This window comes from Bradyrhizobium sp. WU425 (assembly GCF_021052305.1).
Taxonomy (GTDB): Bacteria; Pseudomonadota; Alphaproteobacteria; order Rhizobiales; family Xanthobacteraceae; genus Bradyrhizobium; species Bradyrhizobium canariense_D.
Genome location: NZ_CP088089.1, coordinates 5,194,758 through 5,217,948, shown reverse-complemented (window position 1 = coordinate 5,217,948; position 23,191 = coordinate 5,194,758). Strand labels below are relative to the sequence as shown.

The 23,191-nt window shown below is 57.6% G+C and carries 23 protein-coding genes and 1 pseudogene; 7 read left to right on the top strand and 17 right to left on the bottom strand.

Features of this window, described 5'->3' with window-relative positions:
• Positions 1 to 1,198 precede the first annotated feature (1,198 nt).
• Together BcanWU425_RS25415 and BcanWU425_RS25410 are read right to left on the bottom strand one after the other, a co-directional pair.
• Positions 1,199 to 1,435 (bottom strand): hypothetical protein, encoded by a 237-nt coding sequence (locus BcanWU425_RS25415; protein ID WP_085350879.1) that lies wholly within the window; start codon positions 1,433 to 1,435, stop codon positions 1,199 to 1,201.
• Between the two features lie 985 nt (positions 1,436 to 2,420).
• Complete coding sequence (locus BcanWU425_RS25410) at positions 2,421 to 2,759, bottom strand: H-NS histone family protein (protein ID WP_204510834.1); 339 nt, start codon at positions 2,757 to 2,759, stop codon at positions 2,421 to 2,423.
• A gap of 628 nt (positions 2,760 to 3,387) precedes the next feature.
• Here BcanWU425_RS25410 and BcanWU425_RS25405 point away from each other — a divergent pair.
• Entirely contained in the window at positions 3,388 to 3,867 is a 480-nt protein-coding gene (locus BcanWU425_RS25405; protein ID WP_231188667.1) for a hypothetical protein, read from the top strand.
• A 1,678-nt stretch (positions 3,868 to 5,545) separates the two neighbouring features.
• Here BcanWU425_RS25405 and BcanWU425_RS25400 read toward each other — a convergent pair.
• Complete coding sequence (locus BcanWU425_RS25400) at positions 5,546 to 5,959, bottom strand: hypothetical protein (RefSeq protein WP_231188665.1); 414 nt, start codon at positions 5,957 to 5,959, stop codon at positions 5,546 to 5,548.
• 1,029 nt (positions 5,960 to 6,988) lie between these two features.
• On the opposite strand from BcanWU425_RS25400, the gene BcanWU425_RS25395 reads away from it, so the two are divergent.
• Together BcanWU425_RS25395 and BcanWU425_RS25390 are read left to right on the top strand one after the other, a co-directional pair.
• The gene (locus tag BcanWU425_RS25395) at positions 6,989 to 7,288 is read left to right on the top strand and encodes a hypothetical protein (RefSeq protein WP_026233247.1); all 300 of its coding nucleotides are present in this window, start codon (positions 6,989 to 6,991) and stop codon (positions 7,286 to 7,288) included.
• 395 nt (positions 7,289 to 7,683) lie between these two features.
• Positions 7,684 to 7,879, top strand: a pseudogene (locus BcanWU425_RS25390) (cold-shock protein).
• A gap of 99 nt (positions 7,880 to 7,978) precedes the next feature.
• Here BcanWU425_RS25390 and BcanWU425_RS25385 read toward each other — a convergent pair.
• The 5 genes from BcanWU425_RS25385 to BcanWU425_RS25365 form a co-directional block, all read right to left on the bottom strand.
• Positions 7,979 to 8,191 (bottom strand): hypothetical protein, encoded by a 213-nt coding sequence (locus tag BcanWU425_RS25385; protein ID WP_018456774.1) that lies wholly within the window; start codon positions 8,189 to 8,191, stop codon positions 7,979 to 7,981.
• Positions 8,192 to 9,084: 893 nt separating this feature from the next.
• Positions 9,085 to 9,258, bottom strand: a complete 174-nt coding sequence (locus tag BcanWU425_RS25380) for a hypothetical protein (protein ID WP_162847236.1) — start codon at positions 9,256 to 9,258, stop codon at positions 9,085 to 9,087.
• A gap of 321 nt (positions 9,259 to 9,579) precedes the next feature.
• On the bottom strand, positions 9,580 to 9,795 hold the full coding sequence (locus BcanWU425_RS25375; RefSeq protein WP_204510836.1) for a hypothetical protein: 216 nt from the start codon (positions 9,793 to 9,795) through the stop codon (positions 9,580 to 9,582).
• Entirely contained in the window at positions 9,795 to 10,163 is a 369-nt protein-coding gene (locus BcanWU425_RS25370; protein WP_143275430.1) for a hypothetical protein, read from the bottom strand. Before BcanWU425_RS25370 ends, BcanWU425_RS25375 begins: the two co-directional genes overlap by 1 nt.
• A gap of 771 nt (positions 10,164 to 10,934) precedes the next feature.
• Positions 10,935 to 11,360 (bottom strand): hypothetical protein, encoded by a 426-nt coding sequence (locus tag BcanWU425_RS25365; RefSeq protein ID WP_157642985.1) that lies wholly within the window; start codon positions 11,358 to 11,360, stop codon positions 10,935 to 10,937.
• Between the two features lie 80 nt (positions 11,361 to 11,440).
• Here BcanWU425_RS25365 and BcanWU425_RS25360 point away from each other — a divergent pair, with 80 nt between their 5' ends.
• Complete coding sequence (locus BcanWU425_RS25360; RefSeq protein ID WP_018456770.1) at positions 11,441 to 11,656, top strand: hypothetical protein; 216 nt, start codon at positions 11,441 to 11,443, stop codon at positions 11,654 to 11,656.
• A 671-nt stretch (positions 11,657 to 12,327) separates the two neighbouring features.
• On the opposite strand, the gene BcanWU425_RS25355 is transcribed toward BcanWU425_RS25360, so the two are convergent.
• Positions 12,328 to 12,486, bottom strand: coding sequence for a hypothetical protein (locus tag BcanWU425_RS25355; protein WP_018456767.1), 159 nt, complete (start codon positions 12,484 to 12,486; stop codon positions 12,328 to 12,330).
• A gap of 179 nt (positions 12,487 to 12,665) precedes the next feature.
• On the opposite strand from BcanWU425_RS25355, the gene BcanWU425_RS37750 reads away from it, so the two are divergent.
• Complete coding sequence (locus BcanWU425_RS37750) at positions 12,666 to 13,196, top strand: hypothetical protein (RefSeq protein WP_231188663.1); 531 nt, start codon at positions 12,666 to 12,668, stop codon at positions 13,194 to 13,196.
• Here BcanWU425_RS37750 and BcanWU425_RS25345 read toward each other — a convergent pair.
• The 8 genes from BcanWU425_RS25345 to BcanWU425_RS25315 all read right to left on the bottom strand — a co-directional run bounded on the left by BcanWU425_RS25345 (position 13,177) and on the right by BcanWU425_RS25315 (position 20,915).
• Positions 13,177 to 13,419 (bottom strand): hypothetical protein, encoded by a 243-nt coding sequence (locus tag BcanWU425_RS25345; RefSeq protein ID WP_204510837.1) that lies wholly within the window; start codon positions 13,417 to 13,419, stop codon positions 13,177 to 13,179. The genes BcanWU425_RS37750 and BcanWU425_RS25345 overlap by 20 nt on opposite strands.
• Entirely contained in the window at positions 13,388 to 13,675 is a 288-nt protein-coding gene (locus BcanWU425_RS37745; RefSeq protein ID WP_433994716.1) for a DUF7662 domain-containing protein, read from the bottom strand. Before BcanWU425_RS37745 ends, BcanWU425_RS25345 begins: the two co-directional genes overlap by 32 nt.
• A gap of 135 nt (positions 13,676 to 13,810) precedes the next feature.
• A complete protein-coding gene (locus tag BcanWU425_RS25340) occupies positions 13,811 to 14,107 on the bottom strand; it encodes a hypothetical protein (RefSeq protein WP_085358638.1) in 297 nt (98 codons plus the stop codon).
• Positions 14,108 to 14,589: 482 nt separating this feature from the next.
• Complete coding sequence (locus BcanWU425_RS25335) at positions 14,590 to 15,186, bottom strand: DsrE family protein (RefSeq protein WP_085349057.1); 597 nt, start codon at positions 15,184 to 15,186, stop codon at positions 14,590 to 14,592.
• 34 nt (positions 15,187 to 15,220) lie between these two features.
• Positions 15,221 to 15,772: a hypothetical protein gene (locus BcanWU425_RS25330; RefSeq protein ID WP_231188661.1), complete on the bottom strand. Its 552-nt coding sequence runs from the start codon at positions 15,770 to 15,772 to the stop codon at positions 15,221 to 15,223.
• Complete coding sequence (locus tag BcanWU425_RS25325; RefSeq protein ID WP_204510839.1) at positions 15,769 to 16,788, bottom strand: TAXI family TRAP transporter solute-binding subunit; 1,020 nt, start codon at positions 16,786 to 16,788, stop codon at positions 15,769 to 15,771. The genes BcanWU425_RS25330 and BcanWU425_RS25325 overlap by 4 nt, the downstream gene beginning before the upstream one ends.
• Before the next feature lie 119 nt (positions 16,789 to 16,907).
• Positions 16,908 to 18,308 carry a hypothetical protein gene (locus tag BcanWU425_RS25320; protein WP_231188658.1) on the bottom strand — a complete coding sequence of 467 codons (1,401 nt, stop codon included), beginning with the start codon at positions 18,306 to 18,308 and terminating at the stop codon, positions 16,908 to 16,910.
• 2,391 nt (positions 18,309 to 20,699) lie between these two features.
• Positions 20,700 to 20,915 carry a hypothetical protein gene (locus BcanWU425_RS25315; RefSeq protein ID WP_085349052.1) on the bottom strand — a complete coding sequence of 72 codons (216 nt, stop codon included), beginning with the start codon at positions 20,913 to 20,915 and terminating at the stop codon, positions 20,700 to 20,702.
• Between the two features lie 696 nt (positions 20,916 to 21,611).
• Here BcanWU425_RS25315 and BcanWU425_RS25310 point away from each other — a divergent pair.
• Entirely contained in the window at positions 21,612 to 21,857 is a 246-nt protein-coding gene (locus BcanWU425_RS25310; RefSeq protein ID WP_085358644.1) for a hypothetical protein, read from the top strand.
• A gap of 211 nt (positions 21,858 to 22,068) precedes the next feature.
• Complete coding sequence (locus tag BcanWU425_RS25305; RefSeq protein ID WP_204510841.1) at positions 22,069 to 23,184, top strand: serine/threonine protein kinase; 1,116 nt, start codon at positions 22,069 to 22,071, stop codon at positions 23,182 to 23,184.
• The last annotated feature ends 7 nt before the right edge of the window (positions 23,185 to 23,191 follow it).

Sequence of the window (23,191 nt, the reverse complement as noted above, 5' to 3'; positions counted from 1 at the left end):
GAAATGCGCATGGGTAACACCATAGGGAGTTCCGCTTTCCGGGACGCGGCAAGCGCTGCGGCGATCTCGGAAGTGTGGGGCTCGGCTTGACCTAGAAGCTCAACAGCTACGTGATGAAGCCGGGTCATTTCCGCCAGGACAAACGAGACAGTCTGCTTAGGAAGGCCCGGCAGAACGAATTCACGTCTCAGATAACCGAGTGGCTGACCTTGTCAGTAACCGAGTGGCTGACCTTGCCAAGATGGCAGCCACCGAAATAGGGCGCCTCCGTTGGCGGCATGAGTGGCGGCTCAAACGAGCATCCACATCGTAAACGCGGCGCAGAGGCAGATCGTGCCCACGACAGTCATCCGGCAAAGAAGCGCTCGGTCCGGTCCATGTCGATCATCTTCGAGATCGATCCACGCCCATAAACGTTTAAAGCTGCACGCTGGCTCCTGCTTGCGCGCGTCGCAATCTGTCAGAGCTTACGTCCCATTAGACGGTGTGAGCGCAGTCGTGCGACGAACGAAGACGACGCCGATCCACGAGTTGGAGCGTTACATGCGGTGCAAGGATTGTTCGGACGTGCGGGGCTATTGCAGCGGGCAAAACGGACGATCTGTTCTGTCTGTCGCAGAAAGATACCGTTGATGCAGAACCAAAACCAGAATGTTCGGGTCGGGATTCGAGTCGTATCGCCACCAACATGGCAACGACTTTGTACGCTAAAGTACGATCTTCTACGATGTTGTACTCTGACAGCAGCGGTTCGAGCGCTCGTACGGATTGTCTCAGCCGCGAAAGCGCGGCGAACCTTCTGAAAGTCAGGTCGATGCCACAAGCGGGCGTTGCGGGACAGCGGGCTCGAAGAAGGGGCGGCCGAGTTCGACCGGCTCGGACGCAGGGGAACGCTTCCTCCTTCTACTGAGGCTGGTCCGGTCCCTTCAGCTTTCGCGTGGGCTGCGATCGAGGTTCACCGAGAAATAGTCGACCACTTCCGTAGCCTCGGCGCCTTGCCTGAAACCCCGCTGTTCTTCGAAATCGACGGAAGGACCATATGGATGAACTGCTGGCGGCGTACAATGACATCACCGCTTCCGGATTGGGCCCTCCCAACCGCAATGCGATGCGGCGAAGGCGGAGCAGCGTTCGCTGGCGGAGCCATGCGCAAAGTTCGGTTGTGCACGCCGATCTAGCCGGCTTGACCTCTTCCGCATCAGCCACGCGTTCGCTGAGATGGCGGCTTAAACTCCACGACCTCGTGCTGGTCGCACGGATTAGCTCGCTCATTTTTCTTGACGATTAGCTCAAGCTCGAGAGCCTCGAAGGCGAGTTCATCCGCCAAGCGCTTAAACAGCTCGCGCTTTTCTATGTCCGTCGCTTGCTGGCTCATCAGCATAAACTCTCTGGCGTCAGCGCGGACCTTTTCCAAACGTCGTCGGAGGTCCTTCATGTGTGCCGGCTTAGCTTTTAAACTTATCCTTGGCCCGAACAAATCAGTTTGCTGGTTCGGATCCACCCGGAGTCAACTGCCGAAACTCGATACTGGTTCTATGCGGACCGCCAAATTCGCCGCTCTTCGTGCTGCGATATTTGGGCCACGCTCCATGACCCCGCCCCTGTTCAGGGATTGCGGGCTGAGGACGGCCGTCTTGGCCGATGAGCCATCCCTGTCCGGCTCTCGCCGGATGATGCATAGAACTAGCATACCTGAAGGGGGCATGAATGTTCGAAAGCGCACAGACGCGAGTGTTGCGCCGGACTAGGCTGGGAGCGATCCTGGACGCTCGCAAAGCGCTCGGGACCCAACGGCCTCGGGGAGATGCGAAAATGTGCCGGCTGCGCTGAAGCGGCTCCGTCCGCGAACGCAGTGTTGCCGGTTGCGTGCCGGGTATGAGGCAGGAGTAAGCTCGGCAGATTTAGATCAACGATGGTCGTTCTCGTGCGTACTTTTCTTCTCATTGTGGGAATATGGCTACTGGTGAACGTTCTGTTCGTTGTAGTTGTCCTGCCCTCGCGCAGACCGTCACCTACTCGGCGAGCAGGAATTCCATCTCCGGTGACGATTAACACGACGGCCGGTCGCTCGGACGATCACGACCCACCACTCCTGCAGCGCGCAATGAGGCCGGTTGCAATCAGGGTTCTTTTCATCGTGCTCATCCCTCCAGTCCTTCGAGCGTGGAATGCGGTTAGGCGGCACTTCAGAGGGCACGACAACTAGACACGGCCATCGCGTGCTTGAGATTCTCGTCGATGTCCTCACTGCGCCGCGGGCCCCCCGAGCGATTCAGCGAGACCATCAGCACAGCGCTCTCGCTATGGCCATGCCTCGAAGCATGGTTATGACCCGCGCTTCAACGATGATGTGAGGAGCTCAGAGCCCAGGGGGAACAGCCGGCGCCAGCATTTCCATCCCAAAATGCCGCAACGCGCGCTCAATTGGTCTGCCGCTTTTCGGCTGAAGCCCGATCGATTAGGAAATCGTCCAATTTTCGGCCGCCTCGAAGCTGCGGCCGCAGCCATCGAGGCAGCCTGCCGCGACCCGACCATGTCTCCGCCGGGTTCTTCGGATTGCGATATTTGGGACGAACGGGCGGGTATGGACGGCGCTCGCGATTGAACCGCGTGGCCTCGTTGGCCAGTCCAATCCTGTGGAGCCGTTCCTCCAAATGTGCTTTTTGCATCAACATTTTCTGAGTGAGTTTGGCGGCGACCTCTTGGTGAAATATCCAGAGCTCGTCAACGGAGAGCGAATTGAAATGCGCGGTGTTCATGGCTCCATCCCTAATCTTGGGCAGAAGGCCCAGGCAGACAAGTCGGGAATCCGGGAACAGACAAGCCCTCAGTTAAATATTGATCATGCAATCCACATTTAATACGAGAGGTAGCAGGGAGAAAGGCGCGACAGTGGTAATATCGTGGCGGAGTATTTAAATCGCCGCGCGGGGTAGCCACGTCTCGTGACCTCCACAAACTCACCCTTGGCCAGTTGCGCTTTCGTGCTCGGGGACGAGCGCAAAGATGGCGATCACCGGACGGCGGCGCGGACGGCTCGATGAATCGCGCTGCCTCGTGACCGGCATATTAATCAGGTAGCCAAGAGTACAATTAATTAATTCATCGCGCCGCCCGATTTAAGCCGCATGGGAGCCGTTGTCGCCGCTAAGGTTCGAGCGGGGGGTGGGGCGCACCCGGGAGTTTTCGATGTCCGGTCATTTGCGATTATACTTCGCCAGTTTGGTGCTTGTCGGAGGTTTATCGGCGGCGCCTGCGTCTTCCAACCCTCTTGCCGACTTCTTCAATACTGCTACGCCCCAACCCACGGTAACCTCTCCGCCGCAAGCCGAATGCGTCCCGCGTCCCGGTACCTCGACCACTGGTGGACAGCATTGGGTCTACCGAATGGACGGTCGCCGCAAATGCTGGTTCCTGGCCGAGGGCATCGCGACGGTGAAGAAGCCGATTCGGGCTCGCATGGCCAAAGACCGCAGCGCCAGTTTGGACGAGAACGGGACGAGGTGGAGCGCGGTCGTTGATGCGCGCGCGGAGGTGCTGCGCTCCGCACCGCCCGAGCAATCTCAGCCGCCTGTACCCGAAATGAAGGTAGCTGATGCCGCTTCCAATCTCGGCACGGGGTCGGCGGCCCCCATTGTCGATCTTCCCAACCAGATCACCTCCGAACACTCCGCACCGGGCCAAGTCGACGTTGGGCAGCTTCTCGCCGACGCACCTCAAGATATGCCGCTGGGCGCGCGCACTGCAGAGGCGCACGGCGAAGCGCGCAGCTGGACGGCCTGGTTCGGTGTACTGCTGATGACGCTTGGTGGCCTCTCGCTCTTGAGCTCGAGCCGCACGCTTCGGCATGCGTGGAGATTACGTTAGCTTAGATGCGAGGTACATCCGCCGCGCAATCAATGGATTCCACGAGCCGGTATAGCCGAACTGCCACACGTACAAAGATTCCGTGCGCCACGCCTAGTTTGGCACCGGCTTAGACGGACATTCGAGTACGATGACGGTCGCCTTTGGGATCGGACTGCATTATGCGGTACAAGGTGTTCGTGGTGGACGGCAGCCGGCAACTGATCTGCGCTGCAAAGCTCGACTGCATTGATGAGCAGACGGCGAGACGCCGAGCCGAGCAAATGCATGACGAGCACGACGTTGAGCTTTGGCAAGGCGATCGACTCGTTGCTGTGTTCCGAAGTGCAACGTCGAATGAAGGTCGGAGCTAACGCGCGATCCTGAATCGACGGCCGGTCTCGCCGCCGAGTTAGTTCGAGCATTGTGAGGCACCCCGGCCTGGCTGGTTGCCGACATGTCGCAGCGACGTCGTCACCAAGGCTCGCTACTGCGGTCCCGGCCGTCTCTAAACGGCTCTTGCTCCGCCGCTCGCTTTGGTACGCCGTCTTCTGCCCATCGTTCTTGCTTCTACATGTCGGAGCTTGCGTCGAAGCTTCTCCACCTCTCTAAGCTCCTCCAGAAGCGCCTGGTGCCGTTCATTCAGAACAGCACTAGAAAAAATCTGACGCGTACTCGACATCACATGCCTCAGAAAATGATTTGAAGTAAGAAGTCGACGAAAAGCGAAAGATAAAGAATACTCCACCGAAGCTCAATGAGCTGAAGCCGCAGCCGCCAGATGCTCCCAGTACTCTGCCTCTGCAAGCAGTTTCCAGCTTCTCTCAGGTTGGAGTGCGGCAGTCTGTCGGCATAGCAGCGCCATTGCACGCAGGCGGCGGGCAGCTTCCATTTCAACCTCCCATGTTTTCCCCCAACATATTTTTCGTTTTTGCGATGGAGTCATCATGATTATATGACATAATCAAATTTCTCATTTAATGGCGGTCAATTTGGTTCCATTTGTAAGCCGACCGGGAACTGCTTTCGGTTTAAGCTTCACATGGATTTCGAATGCTTGCTCGCCGACCCCCGCTGCGCGGTAAAGCGAACGAGACTGCACGGGACGGCAGCACGAGATGCGAAGCTTCATGCGCGAGCATCGCAATGTCAGAAATCCCAGCCGAGGACTCCTCGCCGCCCTCCAGGGCACGTGCGTCGGCTACTGAGACAGTTATCTTCTTTGGCTTTCAAGGTGATGGCAACCAAGACAGCATCAACAGGGTCAGAAGCAATAGATGTCGCGTGCCTGCTGGGCTTCGCTCCGACAGTTCTCATCATGGCGTATGTGGGCGGCCTAAGCGAAGGAGCCAACGGGTTGCGCAAGACTTTGCAGCAAACACGGTTGGGAGGATCAAGAAAGAGTATCAGGAGCGGGATTGGGTCGTGCTTCGGAACCTCTCCAGTGGGCTGCTCCTGCGTGATCTCGTGGAGAAAGAGAAATTGCAGTTCGTGCGCCATACGTGTCGTTCTCCGAAGTGAGTTCATAGGCATGGAGCCGGGGATTTATCGAGGGGTCAGTAACCTAAAACAAACGAGCCTGGATGCAGAAACCGCCCCATTAAGTCCCGAGGCCGTTTTGCTTGACTAGAAGCGAGGAAGCAATTTCTCGTCCTCGTGCTGAAAGCGCAATTGAGCCTGGTCCAGGTCGCGGCCCGCTTCAGTAGGGTTGGGCGGGGTCAGGCATCGGCAGATTCGGTGCCTTCGGGAGTATCTTCGACGGGTCGAACTGCGCGAGGATCTGCTTGCCCATAGCCACCGGATCTTTGAAAAAATCCAACGGAGACGGGAAATTGAAGCTGCCTGGCAGAGAGTGCAGGGCGTTGAAATCGGAAACGTCATCGACGCCAAGCACTACCTCCTCACCCTCGACGACGAAGTGCTTCTGGCGGTTCTTCAGAGCGGCCGCGGCAATCCATGGGTAACGCTCGATCCAATCCGTGCCATGCGCGATAGCGGGCGGCACGCGTTTGTCCGCGGATACGTCCTGCTCTCTTGCGAGGCAGCAAAGGATGGGGAACGACGGATGCGCTCGCTCCAAGGCAAGCTGGGCGATTTTAAAGCACAGGGTCATTTTTAAATGAATAAATAATATAATGCCAATTTAAATGTTGACCGATATTTAAAATAGAATTAATTTGAGAGTGCCTGGCGCCGGACGAACGCGTCTGGCCACCGAGAAACGGCTCCCGTATCCCGCCCCTGCTTACGCCATGAGATGTGAGGGGCCGTTTCTTGGCCGATGGTGAGGCGGATCATCCTCCGCATGGCTACGTTTTTATCGTCCCCACCATGACAGCAGCGGTGTTACTGGTTGAAATCGCAATTATTATTGTTCTCGTCACGATTTGACTGACGCGAGAAACTAACAGCTGATGAGAAGCGGCGCGCGATCACGCATGATCGTCTCAGTCAGCTCGCCGCATCGTGCGGTCGATTTATCTTGTCAAAGTGGAAAAATGACCCGCCGGTCACACCGGTCGTTTTAGTCGTTGCTCTCACGAGCTTAGACCGCATGCCGGCCAGTATCATGTAAGTAAGGCGCCGCCAGATCAGGTTCATAACGGCTATGAGTGCATTTAGCCGCTCGAGGCGGACTTCAGCGCGGGCGCAAAGCGTTCGGAGAATGTTGCGGCCTTGGCTCCCGGGCTGCAGAAAGAGCGGCCGAGATAATCGTTGAACACCCCACGAATGCGATCGCGAGTAAGGCCGCACCGAAAAATAGTTTCCTCATCTTACTCTCCTCGAGAGGACGTCAATGCCGTTCAGTCTTGGAGGGCGTTGTTTCGCGTCATTGCGTGTGAGGCTCGAAACGGTTTCCTGCCCGCGGTCGTGACTCAAGCTGGGGTTATGGCGGTAGGACCTGCGTTGTGCGCCGCGCAACAACATATGCTCCGAAAAGACCGATGGCGGAGAGACGGCCCCGGCTTCAGGGTTGGCTTTTGAGGTACGCCGGAGCCGCTCCGCCAGCTTGGGCAAGCTAGCGAGACAGCAACGGCGCAGTGAGGACACGGGTTCCTCGCCGCGCAGGTCAGGCGAGGTTTAATTGGCACAATGTAATCCGCCGCGCTTTATCTTCGTTTCTACCCTGCGGCAAGCCACAATGCCTCTGACACTGCGGATGATAGGCCTGGATGATTACACGGTTCACGAGGACCGGCAGCTAGTCGGGCGCATCCGCTACGCCAACGAATGCTCCCCGGGGTTTTGGTTGTGGACGTGCATCGTGACGCTTCCCGGTCCGCCGTTCGGGAAAGCTGGCTCACTCGATGAAGCGAAGGGGCGGTTCATGATCGCATGGGAGAATTTCAAGGCGAAGCATACGGCGGAAGAGTTGGGGAAGGCCTTCGCTGAGATGAATCGCGCCAACCGACCAGACCATTATCTGCGCTCAGTGCGTTAGCGCGTCGCATTTGATTGCGACAAAATTCGCCGGTTCACATTGCGGGCCATTTCCAAGCCGACGAGTTCGTCCCGGCTGTGTAGGCGCCAGCAGTGAGATTGCCCCGGCTTCAGGCCGACTTTTGGGTGGCCGCGGCCGCTCAGTTAGCTCGCGAGGAGCCGGCAAGATTCTCAAGCTCCCTATCGAGGTGTTCGTTCCCTGCTGGTCCACCGTGGGAAATTGACGGGAGGGCGCCGGTTCACGTTGGCTGCCTTCCTCATGTGGGCAACATGACGCCTGTCCCAGTACAGGCGGTCATTCATCCAACTCGCATTTTAAACTAAATCCTAAGTTGGTGGGCTTTTCGTTTTTATCAGCTTCTGTCATGTGGCGACGGTCATTTAGGAGAGACGTGCGTGGCGACAGGTGTTGTGAAGTGGCTCAACCAAAGGCTATGGCTTCATTCAGCCCGACGACCGCGGGAAGGACGTCTTTGTCCACATTTCAGCGGTGGAGAAGGCTGGCTTCAGTGGTTTGGCAGAAGGTGCAAAGGTGAGCTACGAGATCGTGAGCGATCGGGGCGAGCAGTCCGCAGGTAATCTGAGACGGTAGGCGTGGCTGGGACAGGGCCCGCCGGTTCGCACAGGCGGGCCGGGCGCTTTGACCACGTATCGAATTTAGTACTCGCTTTGGCGGCAATCTTCGGCGCGTTCACCGCTCCAGTTCCTTGATGGCGTCCTTTAGCAGCTCGAGAAGCCGGATTTCACATGCCCCCATGACGAACTGATCGGCGTCGTCAGGCACGACAATCTGCCCCTGCACGTGTCCATCATGGGACTGGATGATGAAGTCTCGGGCCTTGCACGCTTCGTTGCGGACGTTCGTTATCGCCTCAAGCGGACCCCATTCAATTCTGACAGCCATTGCTAACCCTCGCTCTTGGCGGAACGCGCGCGAGCTACTGCGGGTCATGCGAGTTGAGGAGCGGTAAAGCCGGCACATCGATCGGCTCGCCTGGCGGTCGATCAACCCGGTTCGCTTTCTTTCCGCTGACGAGGACACCAATATAGCCGTCACCCCGCCCTGCGATCATCAGCCAGTGCGGGAATGCCAAGGACATGGTCGCTGGCCTCAAAATACCGCGCTCACGGGCGCCGTAGGACAAACCTATTCAATCATTTCGCGATTGAACAAGTCAAACATTTAATATATTTAATAGATGCATTGTCTATTTAATTGTGAGATATCAAGAGCGCGGGGTGCACTTATGCCCTCGATAGAGTCTATGCACTTCGGCAGCACAGCGCCTTCCGACCAGCACCCCTATGATCGCGAGCCGGGTGCGCCTCCTGCGTGGCGTCCTTCGGCAGGTGGGCCAATCGACGCCGAGCCGGAGGCCGCGAATGACACCGCGGGCGAATGGCCTCCGCTCCCGTTTCCTGATGGCTGGTACGCCACCTGCTGAGTTGTGACGCGGCGTCTGCCTATATGGTGCTGGCAACCGGCAAAGCCGGCACTTGAAAGCGTCTGCGGGCCGGCGGGGTTGCCAGTTAGCACAGTGGGCGAGGAGTCACCTAATCAGGATGATATGTAAGATACTCGACAGGCAGTGTCGGAAGAGGCGATACTCTTGAGGCGGGGTGATGGGCCTAGTCGCGTCATTTTGCATGTCTGAAGATGTACTTCGCTTCTACCAGTTAGCTGACGTGTGCAGGGAACGGACGGCGCAAGCCCGTCAGTTCCGTCGACGCGGAGCCGTGGCTAAAGCTTGCTGAGGACTGGCTCGAATTCGCACGAGCCGACCAGCAACGGCGCGCTTACGAGCCGCGCTGCATCCGATGAACAGCGACCAGAAGATCTGGCCGCTCGAGCACCTCCACCAGCTTGTCCAAGATGATGCGCTCGTTATTCCGGGGCCTCGGTTCTAAGTATTTTTCCAAAATGCGCTGGGCGTCACTCACAGCCTGAAGAGCTAGCTGTTCATCCGTCATCTGTTAGCCTCCGGTGGCCAATCAGAACGGAAGAACCTACGTGTAAGATAGTTCCAGATCCTTTATTGCCGGTTGATGATGCGGTGCTCACGATAGGTGGGGAGCCCCCGTCAATGGAAGCCATGCTACTGCTTCCGAGGCGAGGCCATTTGTCTTCAGGGGCATCCCATCCCCGTCCCAGTCTGGAATTTTGGGAGGCAATGGTGAAATCGGCTGCCCTGCCGGTGGACTGGCGCGAGGCTGCCAGGCCGAAGCATAGGGTCAGCGTCAACGCAGTCACCACTAGCAGCGCGGACATGAACTAGCTCACGCGCACCTCTCTCACGCCCGAGAGCGCGCATAGCCGAAGGCTTCGGCCGGAGCCATGCACCGCTGAAAAACACCGACAGAATGACGATCCAGGTTCAGCCCTTCCTTCCGCACCTGCAATTCAAGCCAGTCGATGCCGGACTCGGCCTGAGCCGCCTTCCGGGCGCGGGAGTGCTTCACAATGGTCTGCGCGCTTCGGTATGAATGCCCAGTGATGTCGCAGGTCATCAGCAAGTCGCAGCCAGCCCGATCGAGCAGCATGACGCAGGTATCACGTAAGTCCTGGTCGTGCTTTTGTCGAGTTCGCTGGCGCCATTGACGAACATCAGCGTGGGGCAAGGCTTCAGAACGCCATGCTGTCTCATCGCCATTGCTGTCGCGTGCGGCCTGCGCCAATCCGCCAATACACGCTTGCGCTGGTCGACCGCTCGAGCGCGCTGCGCCCTATTTCCCTCATCGAGATGAAGAGGGGCAAACAGCCGATCGATATTTTCAATCAGTTCGGCGGCCAGTCGCTCTGCGCGGATAATTGACTGGCGCGTGTTGTCGCGCGAGAAAGCCGAAGATAAATGCGGAATGCGAAGCCCCTTGCTCAAGCCTCACCACGCGAGGATCGTGAAGTTCACTCCCTTCAGGGCAGTCGAGCTGCACAGCCTCTACGCTCGTTCGCTAACGCAGGATAAATCGGGTTCCAGTCACTCCTCGGGGGTCCGCTCCCCCGCGGCTCGCCGTCGCTGCGATTGAGTGCTCGGAGGCGACTGCAATGCAGGTACAGCCGAGGCGCGTCGCTCCGCCTCTTGGACTTTAAGCCGCAGATCTTCCAGCTCTGACAGTTGACAAACGAGGTCGTTCAACCGTTGGACAAGAAGGATCGAGCTATAACCCTGCATCAACGCCCTCCTGAGTCTGCAGCTATCCAGACAGCAAAAGGACCCCAGCCTCAGGGCGGTGAAGCTGGGGCTATCGAGCCGCCTTGGTGAAGGCAGCTGCCCCTTGGGGAGGCACGGGAAAACTTGGCAATCAGTAAGTCGTTCCAAGCCGAACAAAATGAGCCTTGCTTGGGGCAATGGGGAAAGCTGGGGCCCGACTGCATCGCCCACTTGGGGAGAGGAATCGGGCAAACGCGGTAATTGGCGAGCCCGTACCAACCGCCGTGCCTCCGAAAAACGTTAGCGGCCTCTGTCGTCCTTGCCGTTGGGACAGCCATCGCCGCCGCCGTTACCCCACGGCTCGCTTTTTGCTCACCTCCAAAAGCGCGTGTGCCGGCGAGTGGGTCGCTCGATAGGCAGTGTCGACCGATCGAAAGCGCAGCCGGACGGCTGTAAATTAGATTGAAATTCCATATTTAATATAGTTTAATATAGAAATTAAATGACGATTTTCAGAGTTTTGGGATCATGCCTCATTCTCCGTCCATCGTGCCTCATCCATATCCACGTGACGTCTATCTTGTGCTCGAGGATTATGGAGGTGGGCTCGGCCGTGCCTGGAGCGAAACCTCCGAAGACGACACTGGTCGAGCGACGCTGATGCGCCAAATAATGGAAGGTCAATACAAGCACCCTGCTCGGATCGTGGTCTTCAACACGGTTGAGGGATGGTCGCGTGATGTAACCGTAGAGATCGCAGATGAACTGCGCCGCTGCTTTGTCGAGTTCGATGACATTGCGCCAGCCGCGTTGGAATTCATCGAGAGAATCGGAAGGAACTGACTGTGGTGCGCAGTCGTGCCTTGCTTTGGTTTGCGCTAATCTCACAAACTTATCCGAGATGAGGACGATGAGCGGCAGCACGAACAAACAAGCGACGACGTGGGTGTGAGATAACCGCCTGGTGCGGCATAAGACCAACCCTTCTTGTGTTTGGAGTTGCCATGTCGGTGGGTTATGGTCGCGCTGTTGAATGGGACGGAAAGATCCTGACAGGCTCGGTGGTCGTAAATGGCGTGACGACCAAAGTGACTGCGGACCGAGCGATCATCCATGCGTATGCCGCGGGATTCAGCGATGCGCTCAGTTGGGAGATTGATCGCTTTCGGATAGAAATCTTTGAGAAGCTGATGCCATTCCTCCTTCGTCAGAATAGTTGACGGTAAGCTATGACCTCGCCGCGTGTCGGGGATTTTTCGGCAACGATGCTGATGAACTTCCGCTGCCGTGCACCTTACCTGACTTCCGGCAAGCAGATATCGTCATAGGATTAAAAGAGGCGGAGCATCAATCGATGGTCGAACGCCGCTTTCCTGGCCATCGCGGACCGGGTCCAGAATTGGCACGTGGACGATCTCGATGCCGCAGAGCCCTGTGATGCCCTGCCGCACCTGGAGCTGGCGGTCGCGAATCTGATCGCTATGTTGCGAACGGACGACCTGCGGTCCTAAAGGCCCGTCGGCGAGCCCGAGGCAGGACGGTAGGAGACGCGGGGCAGCCTCCGCTCGATGGCGAGTCGTCAAGGTCCACGTTCATAGTCGCCAGGATGTAGCCGAAGGGTGAGCGCAAGGCATTCAGTTCCTCGACCTCGATCTCCATCCGTATTCCCCATGCGGAATCGTTGCGGTGATCTCGACGTCATTGCCGGCCGACACGCGCCAGGCTGCCACCCCGAAGCACAAGGTCAGCGTCAGGGCGAGGGCAAGCAGAAGCATAGAGACGAAATGGCTCACGCGCGTGTACCCGCAAATCTGAAACCAGTTGAGAGCGTGCACAGAGGCGCGATTCGGAAAATGCAGACGATCTGACGCATCGGCCGTTTTCCCCATCCTTACACGGGGCCAAAAGCGCTCACGATCCCGATCGTGATCGGCACGAGCGCGACCATCACCCACAAAGCGGGCGAGCTGGAGGACAGGCCAACGACCAGTATCAAAACACCGATACCTACGAGGGCCGCTGAGATTGCGTAGGCGACTGCTTTTTCCATCTATCGATCCACGACAACAAGGGATCGGTCGCACAAGGACTCGAGGCAAATCGAAACGTTCCTTTCTTGATTTAACTCGGCCATAGAATCCTATTTAATGCTAGTTTTGCAACTTAATTTCGCCAAATTAAAAGGCGCTTTCTGCGCGTCGGGGCAGGGCTATTAACCCGGAGTCCTGCATGTTCATTCGAGTAGTCGTAGCTTTATTGCTCGCTTTTGCGACATCCATTTCATCTGAAGCGCGCCCCTTGCGCGCCGCTTTGCCACCTGAATGCAACGTGATTATGCCATGCGACTTTTCATCTTCGCTGGTGCAAGCGCAGAGATACACGAGACCGGCACCGCGCCTGCAGCGAGGTGCCGTTGCTAGCCTACGGATGTCTGTGGCCAGCTCAGGGGCCTTAAGTAGTGAGATCGTTAGCGGTCGTCCGGCCGGTTGCCCTCGATCGTTCTGCGGATGTGGTGCGGCGATCCGAGTGTTTGGTCGGGTAGTACCGGAACTGAACCTCGCAGCCAATTGGCTGCGCTTTCCCCGCACCTCGCCAGCACCGGGAATGGTTGCCGCGCGACGTGGACACGTCTTCGTCCTTGAACAGCACATCGCTGGTGACATCTGGAAGGCGTACGATGCCAACTCAGGTGGGCACGCAACGCGAATTCACCCGCGCTCCCTGCGAGGGTACACCATCGTCAACCCTCATGCGGCTTAAAGCCATCGCGCAGCGTTCCCGTTAGAGTTTTCTCGCCACGTTCCGGAGCATCCGGTTCGCGGCTTCCGCTCAAAAACAGGGCCGCAGCAGTTTTCGCTGCGGCCCTGAAGTTGCAACTTGATTCTGCGCCGGCTTGTTCTCGCAGTTTGTCCCGAACACCGAGGTTGATAGGTCCGCCATCATGGGAAGCTTCAATGCAGCCAGGGCGTTCCATGACGATCATTGGTGTTCACATCAGAACGATAGAATTCGACGATGCGGTGCTTCATTGAGACCCGGACACGATAACCAGCGGATATCCAGGCTCTCGCTTGAGGACCTGCTCTCTTCAGTGTGCTCCACCACGCAGTGAAGGTGTAGGCCGATCTCGGCAGAGGCTTCCCCAAGATCGCTTCAATTTCTGAAAAGGTGAGGCGGAGACTTTGACCGTTCTCCGTTCGCAGCCTTTCATGCAATGGCTGGTAAATCGACCTCGGCATGCGAGCACCATATCGACAAAATGGGCCGGCTGCCCGGCATTGGAATAGCAGACTGGTGCATATAGAGCGCGGAGGCAAAAGGCATTATCATTCAGGTCTGCAAGACCTCGCGGAGCCTGACGCAGCGACGTCTCTTCAGTGTTCCCTTAGCTCTAGGTCTCTCAGCAGCACGTGGAGAAAGTCGCTGGCGTGGTCATAGCGTTTACGACCATTCACGATCTCGCGGGTGCGCGGCTCCAGTGTGCTGGCGATGGCTTCAGCGCCGGGTAGATCAGCCTGGTGCGACCACTGCTGTAGCAGCCGATCAGGAATGCCTTTAGCGGATCCAGGCAGCTTCAACACACAATAATCGCCATTGTGCTTGTGATCAGCTTTCGCATAAAGAGCGAATAACGCTCGAAAGGCATTACGGGAAACGGCAGGTTTTGCCATTTAACATCCCCAACATAAAATCGACTCGCTTTAAGTTTAGAAATCTGACGCGTTAACAAAATAAAATCCAGTGTAATTTAATCGCTTGCCCTCGAAAAAGAGGTCATCAGAACTGACGTAAATCGAAGCACTGTGCGTCACAGCTCGCGCCGCCCTGCATCTCCGATACCCTATGCTGCTACGGGACAATCGACCTTAGCAGGCGGCCGAGTAGGATGGGAGGGGCAGGGGCTGCCCCGCAAAATTGCTACCAGACCTCGCAAGTGACTGAGACGAACCGATGTTCGCTCAACCCGCTCCCGAAGTCGCTCTCGTGCGCATGATCAGACAGTCGGTCTGGCGCTGCCCGGTCAATAGCGCGCGATAGATCTGTCCCGATCGAGGCCAGTCAATTTGCATCGGCTGCGGCGACCCACTCGATCGGGGTGTCGCGACCGCAGGCCGGCACCTAGCCGCTCGATAGGCATTGTCTGGTCGCCATTTCATGGCTTGACGTAGGTCCATCCCTGCTCCTGCAACTGCATCACCCTAACGACGCCCGACCTCACCACTTGGGCTTGGGCAACGATCGGAATGTCTTTATTTTCGGCCTTTTGCATTTTCTCTTGCGTGTTTCCACAGGCTTTGAATGATACTTCCGGCGTGCTCAGAGCCATTTCCTCAATTCGCGCTTTCACCGGCGATGTGTCATCGCGGAGCATATGGAGGCCGGGGCCGAAGGTAATCACCTCCACTTTCACTCCTTCACCAACCTCCTTGTAGTATTGCGCGACGTTGAGTGCATTGTTCAATGCAAGATTCATTGACGCGGAGTCGCTTGTGTTGACCTGAAGGATTAAGCGGTGCTCTTTCTTGGCAGCAGACGATGGCGCGATGCGCGCCAGCTCAAATTGTTTTGGCGTCGCGGCCCGCGCCGATGAATTCGCGTGCGTTCTTGCCGCGCCATGTGTTGAGGCTGCAGGCAAACTGGGCTGTGCCGAGAGCAGGCGAGTCTCCTGTGCCGCGGAACTAGACAGCCCGACCGGGAGCGAGATGATTGTCGCGATCATCGCTGTGATAATCTTCGGAAATTTGTGCATTATGTTGTTTCTCCAAGCAAGCTGAGGTTCATGATCAATTGTTGGGCTTCGCGATCGCGCGTGGCCATTTGCATGTTGCCGCCAATTTTGCACGTACGCTCTCGATACCATAGAGAGCGAACACTGCACCGGCGCTAGTCCCCGTTCGGCGTGACACATGCACGGAAAGTTCGCTGTGGCCGGGGATCGATTGCAACAGGCGAACGACATCGCCTTCAAGCGCGACACCGCGTACCGACGTAATTGTTGAGACCTGAAGAGGTGGATCATCATTGATGCGCAGGGATAGGGTGTAATCCTCGCGACGGCCCGACAGGCCGGCTCCATCAAGCAACACTTCGGTCAGGCCGCCGCGACAGCGTATCGACAGGCTCATTGCTGCGTCCCCTTGAGATGGTAGTGTCGCCTTGATGATCGATGAATAATCAACTGGCGAGGTGGTCTCGCTGACGATCCACGCCCCGGCTCCATTTGCGGGCCGATCAGAGACGCGAACCGGCGCCATAGGGTCTTCGGCGCCTCGGGCCCGAGCGAGGTCATTTGCGATCGCGAGCGTCACGACGAGAGCGATCAGGGTGAACGTCATTGCGCCGCCTGGCTCGAACGCGGCAGACGATCGAGCCAGGCCTGCGCCGCGGGAGAACGCGTCAGGCCAGGGACCGTCGCCGCCAAGTTGATCGACTTCCATTTCGGATCGAAACCGGGCTCCTGCAGTTTGTTGATCCGCGAGAACAGGCGGTCGACAAAGCGCGCCACACGATTAAAGCGATTGGATTTGATCGGCCAATTGAAAGCGACCAGCACGGTTGGAACGGCAATAGTTGTCACGCGTTCCCCCTGCCTGATCAAGTTTGGATAATCAGCTGCGTCCAGCCAAGATGGCAGATAATAATCTTCGAACTTGCTCTCGTAGGGGACCGGCAAGAACTTGAAGCCGGCATCCCAGCGACCACGTATGAATGCATCCACCGGCTTCGATGTTATGAAAACGACGGCGGCCAGCTCACCCCTGCGCATTTGTTCCATCGCAACCTGATGGGGGATGAATGCCTTATCGACCTCGATCCCCAGCCGGCTGAAGATCAGCGGGCCCGAATAAGCTGCGGCGGTACCTTGGGTGTTGAAATTGACCTTCTTTCCGACCAGATCACTCAAGCTCTGAATTTCGGGCCTGACGAATACGTGCAGTTCAGATGGAAACAGGTTGAGCACATAGGTGATCCGTCGCTGGATGTCCGGCACTTGGCTCTTGTACTCGTCAAGTGCGTCGGAATTGATGATTGCTGCATCAATGCCCCGCAAATACAGCAGCGAATTGACGTTTTCGGTTGCGCCACGGGTCACGATGGGCAGCACGTGGAGGTCCGTTCCATCATCGGCCACTCGCGCCATTTCCGCGGCAAGCCGAATGGGAGCTCCTTCCAGCAGACCTCCGGCTATTCCGACAGTCCAATCGTTCATGGCCGCAATTTCCGCCCTTGCATGATCCGCACGCGCCCGCGGAGTCTGCTGGGCCATTGCTGGGCAACAGCCCATGATCAAAAGCGGAGCGGATATCACGATGAGGAGAAACCAAGAGCGTATTCCAACCAGCTGCTTCATCGATCCGGCTCCCCTAGGAACGTCTACTCTGTTTTGTCCGCTGCGCTCTTCACTTCGACACGTAAGTTTAAGTTCGATCTGTCGATACAGCGCACGACCATTTGTCTGCACCGATGCTGCTAATGACCAAGTGCGTCGAATCGCTCCCTTGCCTCCTTGACCCCTCCGGCTGCTGCTCTGGCGTAAAGCTCTCGCGCCTTGGACGTGTCGCCGCGCGTTCCGCTCGCGCCCCATTTTGCAAGCAGGCTCGGATCATACGTTTCCGCGAGGGCGAAACTTGCCGGTGCGCTCCCTAATTCAGCAGCACGCTCCAGGACAACTCGTGCCGCGCCAATATCGCCTTGTCGAAGCAATCCGGTTGCGCGAGCGATCAATCGCACGAGTTCGGCGGCGTTTTCGTTCCGGAAAACCGGGGATGGCGCCTTCGGCTCAGCTGCTGTGACCACGAGCTCTCGCGCGAATTGCGCGGGCGGCGCCTGCGGCGATCCCAGCAGCAGTGTTCGGAGCAGTTCCCTTGTTGGCGAATTGCCGGCTCCGCCTTCACCCGACACCCCGGCGGGTAGCCACGGTCCGATACTCGTGCGCGCTGCGGCAAGTTCTTGCTCATCTCGGCCGGATTGGTTGCATTCTCGCCGGAGCTGATTTTTCAACTGTTCGGCTCGATCATCGTTTGCCGCGGCTTGCGCTTCATAGGCGAACAGCTTGGAACGCGCCAACGAGAGCTCTTGCGCCAGCGCATCTGCTCTTTCGTGCTCCTCCTTTAATGACAGCTTCAGTTTAGCCGAGGTATTCTCCGCTGTTCGTTTGGTCTGCATCGTTTCTTCGGTTGCCTTCGCGATCTGCTGGGATCGGTTGTCGAGCTCGATTCGCGTCGTCGCGAGCGTCTCCTCCAGCTGTTTGGTACGATCGTGCTCCTGTCGGAGGCTTGCCTGTACCTGAGCCTCCGCTGCCTCTTTTGCACTGATCTCTGCGGCTTGTCTGGTTACCTCTGCGGACTGGGTCTCCAGGTCGTGATGAGCGGCTGTCAGATTCTGCTCCAGCCGGTTTGCCCGATCTTTCTCCCGCTCGACAGCCTGTTGCAGCTCCCTCGGATCGCTCTGTGCCCGGCGTTCGGGTTCGCGACCCTCTGCGCCGATTTCGCGGCTTAGCCGTGCCTGCACTTCGAAATCGTTGCGCGCCTTGACAAGTTCCCGTTCCAGACGCTGCGTGTGCAAGCGCTCCTCCCGGAGCGATTTCTGGAGCTCATCGGTTTCATTCTCGGTGGCCTCCGCAATGCTGGTCCATTGCTCGCGTGCATGCTGCAACAGCCCCAGCACGGTATCCTGCTCCCGTCGGCATGTTCGAAGGTCAGCAGCAAGGGCCCGTATCCTCTCCTGTTCTGTGGCGAGCACTTGCCGCGATCGCTCGGTATTGCTGATTGTGGCTTGTGCGAGCTTCAGGGGCGTCGTGTCGGCAGATGGTTTCAGCCGCGCCGCGGGCCACCCTCCCGAGCCGGTCGTGCCGCGCAAGTGCGTCGCCATGACATGGGCGTCGCTCGCCGGCCGATTTGGCTCCTGCGCGAGAACGGGTATGGTCAAAACCGATATTACCGTCAGGACAGTCGGTGCAACCCACGCCGACCTTGTTGCGCAGGTGCGCGCACAGCTACGAACACAATCCGAGGCAATCCACACGCCTGCGCGGCGAACGGGCGATTCAAGGCCCGACCCTGCCTGCATCGGCGCTTGTGCCCACATCCGCGACATTAATGCGTCAATCCGTTTCTCAATTTCAATTTACCCTTAGGCAAAAATAAACCATATTTTATTTTATTCAATCATTTATCGCCAATTAAATGTTCGGCCGATACTGCCGGTCGCTTGAGAAGGAGATCGTCCAATGCTCCACCGACTCCCCCGCTGATCATTGCGATTATCACGAGCGTAGCTGTGCTGGCCTGGCCCAAGCAGGCGGCGCAGTGGCGGGCTCCGCGGGTGCCGGCACTGGGACGGGCACGGGCAGCGCCAACACTGGTGGGTCAGCTCCGTCCGGCATGGGTACAAATGCGAGCAGCGCCAACCCTGGTCCATCGGCGCCTCCAGGAATAGGGACACGAGACGTTGGTACCGGTGCAAACCTGAACCGCACCAGTCAAACCAACAGCCCGGACGTTCAACCCACCACGTCGAAGTCGCGGGCGGCGGCGCAGGCCAAGAGAAATGCCGGCGCTGGCCACGCTCAAAATGGTCTGCCGATCGGAGCTATTGGCACCGGCACGAGCAACGAGGAGCAGATGATCGTTGGACCGTCACCTAACCGAAAAATACCGGCAGCGAAGGTCGACGGAAATATCGCTGGAATAGTTGGTAGGGGCTCCAGCCTTTCGGACCAAGTGAGCCGGCCGCGCGCCGCACGAACTGGGGAAAAAGTGCTGGACGCCAAAGTGCAAGTCCAACGGCGAACGACAGATTCGCACAAGCGCATTCCGGACTCAGAAAACAGAACTCGGTAGTCTGAGCGGACCGAGCCGGGCAGCCGAGCGCGCTTTGGCGTCCCTGCTCAGGTCTGCGCGCCGCCCGACGAAGGCGCCGGCAGGGCTTGGTTCTCCATGGGGCGCCTTGAAGAGGACTGACGCCCCGCACACGGCCGAGTGGGATTTGGGCTAGGCGAGAGCATTCACGCGGTTATGCGAGCGCTCGATTCCGCGGCATTCGGATCACGTCCGATCGGTCGGAGCGAGGAGCCAGCCGTGCATTGTTCGAAATGCTCGCGAAGCATGTCATTAGCCAAGTGCTCCCAGAACTCAGCTTCGGCGAGAAGCTTCCAGCTTCGATCTGGATGATGCGCAGAAGTCTGTCGGCACAGCGACGCCATCGCGCGCAAGCGGCGTACGGTCTCCATCCACTCCTCCCATTATTTTTCCCCACCTTATTTTCTGTTTTGCGTCATATTAATTATGATTATACCGGATAATCAAATTTGCCTTCCGTGGCGCGACTACCGAAACGATTTGACGCGAACGACTTTCGGCTTTGCTTTCAAATTGTCTTTCAGATGTAGCGCTGCTTCATAAGACTAAAAAGAGATAAAAAGTCAGGCTTAAACCAACTCAGGTGCGGGACATGATCCGCAGCATGCCGCTCGTGGATGATCTCGGTCAGAGCCGGAAAGGGACGCCGGATCCAAGTGCAGCACTTTTCCTGACACAGAGCCTTCACTCGCATCGGCCTGCCTTGAAACCCCGCTGTGCGCACGCCTCATTGGGGAGCGATCGGGCGGCTTGGAGCTGTGCAAGGGTTATCGGAGGCTTCAAGGTCGATCCGTGAAACGATCGTCTTCGAGTTCGCTGAAATTACGCGCGCCGCTCGCCATCATTGAATCCGCGTGCGGCAACTCGTCCCAAACCGGGGCCTACGCATCCGTGACGCCGGCCCTAGTCTCGCTCGTTCTCCGAGGCTTCGCCCTTCCGCCCTTCGCACTTGCTCTCGTAGCCTGTGCAATTGGGCAAGCAGGCTAACGAGCTCCATCGCCGTTTGACGCAGAACAGCCAAGCGGCTGCAAACCCCACTACTCACTACAATACCCCCAAACAGGCCCTTGCAGGATCAGCGATCGGAAGCGTTAGTTTGCGCCGACCTGCCGGTGTGACGCTTAACTTGCGGTTCATGAGGGCGTCAGTTCGCTTTACGACGATAGGCCAAAATATTTCGCATCCCTCCAGTAAGCCCTGGCAGAAATAGCCGCCAAGACAGGAATCTGGATGAACGCTGCGCCATGATTGAGCGCATCCAGCCCGTACCAAGACTAGTCGGTGCGGCAACCATGCCGCAACAGGTCAACTCCGCACACGGGGCGTCAAATGAGGCGGTCGGCCCAAATTCGTGTAATGCTAGTCAGTTCGGCTCCGCGTCTGTACCGAAGCCCGCTACGCATCAGCACAGCGGCGCTTCCTCGAATATCTCCCCGGGCCGCACGACCGGCTCATCGACCCAGGCCTCGCGAGCGAACCAGTTGTGATTGGCGCGACAGACCGGGCAACGAGTATTGCCATAAAACACAACGCTCCGCAGGAAAGCCTCACGGTCCGACCTAATACCAGTAGGAATCGCGCGACCGGTTTGCGGACATTTGACCATGATCATTCCCATGCGAGCCTCCCTAGGAAATTATTATTCGTTGTCGAACGAAAGAGAACCGGCCGGCTGGAGTGCGTCGTCATCTCAGTGTGGGTTACTTGGGGGGCATCGCACACTGGGAGTGCTTGTTCGAGCAGGGCGGGTTGCTCGTGACGACGTTTTTCCAACCGGCCGGATCGCTGCTTGAGCGATTCCTTGGACGCCGCCGCTCTTTGGCTCGGCAGCGCGGGCGTTGATTATGCGTCTCTCGAAAGCTCCTTAGGCGCCACTGAAAATGGGCCAATCTGAGCGGGTGGGAGTTTTGCGCGTGCTATGCCGCTCGCGACGAAGACGATCATATCGCCCGTGATGGGCAAATTGGCTAATTCGATCACCGGTTTCACTCCACTCTCGTCAGCGAAATATTTTTCGTTAGGATTTAATCCTGCAAATTAAGCCTTGCGCTGTCGGTCTGGTTTGCGACTCTCGTCGAGTTTTATTTTTCGCTGTCCCGCACGCAGGAGGTCAAGATCATCGCGGCGATTTCTGCGACGCTGTTTCTCGGTCGGCTGTTATTTCGACGGAGGGCCCGCTTCTTGGTATTTGAATGGTTGCATCCGGTTCAAACATGAAATAAATATTGATTATATTGTTATCATATAAATCTCGTTGTTAATTGTTGTCAATGACGTAAGCTGTTTTCGTCAATTTTTTTGGTCGGAGGAGACGATGCGGGAATCAGTCCAGAAGAAGCGCAACTCCACCTCGGCTGCGAAGCAGTTGGCTCAAATGCGCGAGAAGCTAGCGAGCATCAGCGAGAGGGAGCGCGTTCTAGGAGAGCGGAGTGCTGCTCGCGAAGTTTACCGCTATCTGCTGGACTCTCACCGGTTGACCGCGCCGGCGACCTTTCTCGGAGGACAAGTGTTGAATATTTCTCTATCTGGGGTGAACGAGGGTGGTCAGCTGGCGGCGTGACCGGGGCCGTATGGTCATTCGAAATGAATCCCAGTCAGGCGATGTGCATCCGCACTGAGGTGGACTTGCGCCGTTGTAGCACGGCGATCAAGCCGAATTTCCTCGGCAACTGCAGCTCGTTTGAACGCGCCGTGGACAGGACATTGCCGGATGTTGTCGCCACCGCGTCGACACGGCGGCGAAACAGATATCGTTGCTATCGGGAATAGCCATGCTGGAAAAAACATCGGCAGAGATGGTGTTGAGACCCGCCGCGGGTGCAATCTTCGCGCTGGTGGACGGTCGATCAGTGCTTTTCAGCGAGACAAGGCAGAAGCTCTATGAGTTGGACCAGCTAGGGGCATTCATTTGGTGCAAGTTGGCACAAGGTGCTTCTTTGGAAGACGTCCATCAGGAGCTCGGGCAGCTAGGCATTGGCGAGCGCGCAGCGCGCGAGTTCACGTGGCAGGCGATGAACGTCTGGATCGATCGAGGGGTGCTCGATCTCGACTGGCGAATGTCGGCCGATTGTGCCTTCTCGACGGTTCTTGGTCAGCGCAGGATCAGCGTCCGGGCTGCAAATCGGGAGCTCTCGCAACAGTTGATTTCGCTATTTTGTGTTACGGACGACAGCGGCGAGGAGGAGGATATTGCGATCGAGACAATGATGCTCGGCGATCAGGTATTCTTCCGCGGGAATGACGGGAGCATCCATAGATGTGAAGCCGCAGCTCTGGCCCCTACAATCAAAGCTCACATCACCGAGCGACTTATCCGAAGCAATCAGTGGGCTTTCGCGCTCCACGCCGCTTCTCTTGCAAAGTGCGGCATGGGCTTACTGCTGTGCGGCCAACCGGGAGCCGGCAAGTCGACTCTTGCACTAGAATTGGTAGACGCTGGATTTCAGTATGCCGGCGATGACGTTGCGCTGATTGGGGCTGACGGAACGATCTGCGGCATCCCATTTGCCCTCACCCTCAAGCAGGGATCGTGGCGGTTGCTATCCCGACTGTATGGCGATTGGAACGACGTGACGCACCGCCGGTCCGATGGCGCCGAAGTGCGGTATTTGCCGATTCCGGATGCGCACAATGGGAGCCTCTCTGCCAAGTGGATCATCTTTCTGAACCGGGTCGCAAGCGGCCCCGTCGAGCTGACCCCCCTGGATCAGCTTGATTCGATCAAGCGGCTCATTGAGGGCGCTTTTGCCGCAGACGGGAAGCTGTCGCAGTCCGGCTTTTTCGCTTTGAAGCGGATTGTTGCGGGCGCACGATCTTTCCAACTCATCTATTCGGAATCGGCGCAGGCTCGACAGCTGCTGATGGACTTGTGCGATGACAAGGCATAGTGCGGCA